The organism is Wolbachia endosymbiont of Tuta absoluta (assembly GCF_059414725.1).
In genome coordinates this window covers 1-6,013 of the sequence record NZ_JBNRJY010000068.1, presented here as the reverse complement: position 1 = coordinate 6,013, position 6,013 = coordinate 1, and the positions used below count along the sequence as shown (strand labels likewise).

At 37.0% G+C, this 6,013-nt stretch carries 4 protein-coding genes and 1 pseudogene; 1 reads left to right on the top strand and 4 read right to left on the bottom strand.

Going from position 1 to position 6,013, the window contains the following annotated elements:
* The 4 genes and pseudogenes from ACJ5GX_RS00725 to ACJ5GX_RS00710 all read right to left on the bottom strand — a co-directional run.
* A pseudogene (locus tag ACJ5GX_RS00725) lies at window positions 1-241 on the bottom strand (IS630 transposase-related protein); the annotation flags it as partial.
* Window positions 242-406: 165 nt separating this feature from the next.
* Window positions 407-3,625 carry a carbamoyl-phosphate synthase large subunit gene (gene carB / locus ACJ5GX_RS00720; protein WP_052264966.1) on the bottom strand — a complete coding sequence of 1,073 codons (3,219 nt, stop codon included), beginning with the start codon at window positions 3,623-3,625 and terminating at the stop codon, window positions 407-409.
* Between the two features lie 116 nt (window positions 3,626-3,741).
* Complete coding sequence (locus ACJ5GX_RS00715) at window positions 3,742-4,506, bottom strand: SDR family oxidoreductase (protein ID WP_007302308.1); 765 nt, start codon at window positions 4,504-4,506, stop codon at window positions 3,742-3,744.
* Window positions 4,493-5,308 carry a YihY/virulence factor BrkB family protein gene (locus ACJ5GX_RS00710; protein WP_052264967.1) on the bottom strand — a complete coding sequence of 272 codons (816 nt, stop codon included), beginning with the start codon at window positions 5,306-5,308 and terminating at the stop codon, window positions 4,493-4,495. The genes ACJ5GX_RS00715 and ACJ5GX_RS00710 overlap by 14 nt, the downstream gene beginning before the upstream one ends.
* Before the next feature lie 128 nt (window positions 5,309-5,436).
* Between ACJ5GX_RS00710 and ACJ5GX_RS00705 the strand changes: the two genes are divergently transcribed.
* Window positions 5,437-5,790: a TrbC/VirB2 family protein gene (locus ACJ5GX_RS00705; protein WP_230608996.1), complete on the top strand. Its 354-nt coding sequence runs from the start codon at window positions 5,437-5,439 to the stop codon at window positions 5,788-5,790.
* Window positions 5,791-6,013: the final 223 nt, after the last annotated feature.

The window sequence follows — 6,013 nt, the reverse complement described above, 5'->3', positions numbered from 1 at the left end:
TGACTGAGTTTTGCCACCTTGCTCATTTGCAAATTCGGCAAATGCATTCCAGTCGGTAATTTTATGCCACGCTTCCAAGCTTTTTTGATTGAAAATCTCCCGTTTTCTCACGTCTTTTCTTCCACTCATATAAAGTTGTTTCTCCAATCTTAAATCTCTTGGCAACAGTTTCTCCACTCTCTCCTTCATCCAATGCTTCCATTACCTTTTTTCTTAAGTCATAACTATATGCTGCTGGCATGCTTACCATCACTACTATAAATCCATATCTTACCTTTTTTGGACTATTATGAGAAGTGCTATATATATTGATACTGACACAAAAATCCTTTAATTAAATTTCTCTCGCCTTAGCTTACACGATCCTCATTTTGAAATAAGTAATAATTTATTATAGTCTTGATATTTAAACATTTTGTATCTGCTGTAATGATTTCACTTCCAATTTGCTATTCTTTACATATTGAATTGCAAGCGCTAACGCTTTACTCCCAGAAGCTGTGGTGCTATAAGCTATATTTTGCAAAATAGCAGTTCTCCTGATATCTTTGCTATCTGAAACTGATTTCACACCTTTTGAGGTATTGATCACTAGATTTATTTTTCCATCTTTGAGCATATCAACTATGTGGGGTCTGCCTTCTCTCACTTTATTTACAGCTTTTGCAGCAATGCCGTTATTGTTCAGATACGAAGCTGTGCCTTTGGTGGCATATATTTCAAAACTCAGTTCTTTCAACATTCGTGCAACAGGCAATATACACTCTTTATCATCATCTTTTACTGAAACCAGAGCTGCTCCTTCTGTTGGTAACTTGTATCCTGCAGCCATGTGCACTTTTGCAAGTGCAGCTTCGAAAGATAAGTCAATTCCCATCACTTCTCCTGTTGATTTCATTTCAGGACCAAGTAAAGTATCAACTCCTGCAAAGCGGGTAAATGGAAAAACAGCAGCTTTAACTGCAAAATGATTGAAAGGCTTGTTTTCCTGATTCAAATTTTTACCCAAAATAACCTGAGTGGCAAGCTTTGCAACAGGAATGTTGATTACCTTGGAAATGAAAGGAACTGTACGGCTAGCCCTTAAATTCACTTCAAGTATGTATACATCACTCTCTTGAACAGCAAACTGAATGTTTATCAGACCTTTCACTTTTAATGCTAATGCTATTCTTTCAGTTTGGAGCTCGATCTCTTTTATTACTTCGTCACTCAATGTATTTGTCGGTATTGAGCATGTTGAATCGCCAGAGTGGATACCAGCTTCTTCAATGTGCTCCATGACCGCTGCAATGAAAACTTTTTTCCCATCACATACAGCATCAACGTCAACCTCAACTGCATTGACTAAAAATTTATCAAGAAGCAGCGATCCGTGTTCAAAAATTTTGGTTTGATTCAAGACATACTCTTTAAAGCTCTGAGTATCGTGTCTAATCGACATAGACTGACCGCCGAGGACATATGATGGCCTGACTACTAGTGGAAACCCCACCTTTTCTGCGTTGGTTAACGCTTCTTCTACTGAATGGCAGATAGAATTTTCAGGTTGTTTTAAATTAAGTTGCAAAGCAAGATTTTTAAATCTCATGCGATCTTCTGCAAGGTCAATAGAATCAAACGAAGTTCCCAGAATTTTGAAACCTCTCTCGTTAAGCACTTTGGCTAACTTTAAAGGCGTTTGCCCGCCGATTTGAACTATTACACCAACCAGTGTGCCATTTTCTTGCTCTTTGCTTAGTATTTCAAGCACATCCTCTGCAATCAGTGGGGCGAAATATAAACGATCAGCGGTATCGTAGTCAGTTGAGACGGTTTCTGGATTACAGTTAATCATTATTGTTTCATATCCCATTTCTTTGGCGGCAGAAGCTGCATGTACGCATGCATAATCAAACTCAATACCCTGACCAATGCGGTTTGGACCACTTCCTAAAATGACAACTTTTTTTCGATCCGAAATATTCGCCTCACATTCCGTTTTATTTTCAACATCACCCTCATAGCAGCCATACATATAAGCAGTGCTCGATTCAAATTCAGCTGCACAGGTGTCTACACGTTTATAAACTTGTTTAGTACCAAACCTTTTCCTTATTGCTTCAATTTGCTCTACTTTCTTATTGCTTAACTTTGCCAACCTTGCATCTGAAAATCCCATTTTTTTCAGCTCTAACATTTCATATGCAGTTCCAGGAAGGCCGTTTTCCTTGATTTTTTGTTCAGCCAAGATGATTTGCTGTATATTTTGCAGAAACCATAAGTCATATCCTGTAATCGAATTTATTTCTTCTATGCTAATTCCGTGACGCATTGCGTCAGCAGCAATCAGTAATCTGTTTGGCAGCAATTTTGCTAATTGAGATTTAACATCTGTGTCTTCAGAAAACACTTCATCAAGTCCCGTGAGCCCTGTTTCAAGTGAGCGAAAAGCTTTCTGTAGTGACTCATTAAAAGTGCGGCCTATAGACATTACTTCTCCCACTGATTTCATGGAGGTTGATAGTTCACAATTCGTCCCCTTAAATTTCTCAAACTCAAATCGAGGAATTTTAGTGACGATATAATCAATCACTGGTTCGAATGCAGCAGGTATAACTGGAGCACAGTCGTTACATATTTCATCGAGCGAATAGCCAATAGCAAGTTTAGTTACAACTTTTGCAATAGGATAGCCTGTTGCTTTCGAAGCAAGTGCAGAGGAGCGAGAAACCCTTGGATTCATTTCAATTACAACGAGGCTTCCATCTTCTTTAGGATTCACTGCAAACTGAACATTTGCACCACCGGCGCTAACATCAATTTCTCTCAACACTGCTATAGATGCATTTCTCATTTGTTGATATTCAGCATCACGCAGAGTCAAAGCAGGAGCAACTGTGATACTATCTCCGGTGTGCACTCCCATTGGATCAATATTTTCTATTGAACACACTATTATACAGTTATCCTTGCAGTCACGGATAACTTCCATTTCATATTCCTTCCAGCCCATAATTGATTCATCTATCTGAACTTCATTTATTGGTGAAATTTTTAGAGCACTTTCTGCAATATTGAAAAACTCCTCTTTATTGTATGCTATGCCGCTACCTGCGCCACCAAGAGTGAATGATGAACGGATGATTGCTGGTAATCCAATGTAATCCAAAGCCTTTTTTATTTGTTCTTGATTTTTTATAATGATACTTTTGGGGTATTTTAGACCTATTTTATCCATGGATTGGCGAAATAATTCTCTATCTTCCGCTTTTTTTATTGCTTCTCTATTTACTCCTATTAATTCTACGTTGTATTTGTCTAACACTCCATCATCTGCAAGTTTTATTGCGCAATTGAGTGCTGTTTGCCCGCCCATTGTTGGCAATATTGCATCTGGCATCTCCTTAATTATAATTTTCTCTATGATTTCAGGTAGCACCGGCTCAATATAAGTTGCATCAGAGAATTCAGGATCTGTCATTATAGTTGCGGGGTTGGAGTTAACTAAAATGACTTTATAACCTTCACTTTTTAATACTTTACAGCTTTGCGTTCCAGAATAATCAAACTCGCATGCCTGACCTATAACTATTGGGCCTGCTCCTATTACTAATATAGATTCTATATCTGTGCGTTTTGGCATAATTACAATAATAGTCTCGACTCAAATAATGTTACCAATCTTTCCTGTGTATGTGAATTTTTATTAAACCTAACTACCTTTAGGCTTAACAGTATCTTTGCAGATACTATGGTAATTTACTCGGGAGATTTGCTAAGTGGTAAGATTTGTCCTGATATGCTACAATCTTCAGAAGCAAGTTCTACAAACTTGTCTGTCAGTTTATCAGGTGGCACCAATTCAGATATATCTTTTCCCGGAAATGCTTGCTTATACATTTCACTATCGATAGGCTCTTCCGAATACACGGCATTTATGCACAAATTCGTATGTTTTGTCTCAGATGCATATATCTTCACCATTGCTTCTAGTGCAACTTTACTTGCAGCATATGGCATCCAATATGGATAAGAGGAAGGAGAAAGTGTTATCTTTGAGGTCATGAATATCGCTCTTCCAGCATTAGACTTTTTTAGTATCGGACCCAAATTTTTTAGCAAGTACCAACTGGCAGTAAAATTTGTATTCATTACCTTCTGTAGATCTTCAAGCTCACAATCGTGAACAGGGCTCAACTTACATAAAATTTCAGTGCATGTAATCAGTATATCAAGTGTGCCAGATTCTGATAATTTTGGGCTTTCTATCATATTTGCCAGTTTTTCTACGTTTTCAAAGTCTAAAAGATCAAGCTGAATTAGTTTTACATAGCCTTCTTTAAGCTCTTCAATTTCATTATACAGTGGCTTGAGGTGATCGATAAACCTTGAAATCAGAATCACACATGCACCTTCTCTTACAAACCTTTTTGCAACAGCAGAGCCTATTCCACCTGAAGCCCCGGTAATTAAAGCTACTTTACCTTCTAACTTACCCATTTCTTTCTCCTTAGCAAGATCCATTGAAATATTTTAGCTGAAAATTAAATTTTGCTCCATATATAAAAATCAAACTTAGCACATAAAAAAATAGTAACGATACTACCACACCACCTAAGCTTCCATATATCAAATTCAGTTGATCAAAGGAAGCTTTTAAATATTGCTTGAAAGCTGAAGCAGAGATCGTCCAAAGAATAACAGCCACACAAGATCCGGGAAATACGTCTGATAAGTTTTGCTTTATGTTTGGCAATGTAAAATATAGCCAAGATACTATAGTAAAAAGCACAAACTCAATAAGTAAATATCTAGTATAACTTAGCCCTTGGTAAGAAAAATCAATTAACATTGGCACTAATGTAAAAAATACTATAGTCAGAGTTGTAACAAGCGTAATTACTAAAAATTGTAATATACTGAGCACCCTTCTCCATATATAAGGCGATGAAACCGGAACTTTATAGGCCTTATTCAATATCGTTCTAAATCCTTCAATTGTCGATGAGGCAGTCCAAACAGCGCCTACAATTGCCAAGGTTAATAAGCTTTGCGGAGGGCCTGATATTATCTCCCTAATACGTGGCATCAAAGATGATAAAATATCCTGTGGCATGTTATCAATAATAAATGCCCAGCCGACATTGTATTGATCTAAGAAATTTGCGAACGTTGATGCCATGGCCATTAAAACAATAAGAAAAGGAAATATTGATAACAGGATTAAAAATGATAGATATCCTGCGTGCTCCACTCCATCATTATAAATTGTGTCAATTAAAGCACGATAAAGGCAATAAACGATACTATAAAATTTCTGTAGCACTTGTAATATAAATAAACTAAGAAAAGTATTCTAAATGAAATAAAGCATACTTTTAAGCAAAAAATCCTCACCGTTTACTTAAATTTAATCAAAATGATAGATAATCCAGCGTTAAATACGGAGGCATAATGAAAAATTTTCTTCTACTTGTAGCTTTAATTCTTTCCTTTGCATTTGATAATGCTTTTGCTGCTGCTGTTACTGATGATGCAACAACCAATACAATATGCAAAATAGTAGGCTATACTCACGGTATAGGCGGGCCTATGATTACAATAGTGATAATAGGTGCAGCATTGCTGGCAATATTTGGCAGAATGCCATGGCCAGCGCTTTTTGCACTTGGTGCATTTACTGCTGTGTTTTTTGGTGCACCTGTAGTTGTTTCAAAAATAGTACCAGGTGGTGTGATTTGTAAAGATGGTGCAACTGCTTGCCCTGATGGTAAAACATGGAATGCAACAACAAATACATGCGCATAATAAGCATTAAAGCTTCAAAACATTAGCAAATGGTGCTTCTTAAAGAAGCACCATCATTGCACGAACTTGTGATTTAAGAGCAATTTTTGCCAGTTCATCCAAGTACTGGTTTACTTTATGACGGTGTCATCCCAGTGCTTGACACTGGGATGGCTTTGTTGCACAGCTCTTCGGATAGTGGGTAATGTATAATAAATTCATGAAGCTATATCAAACTTAGCCA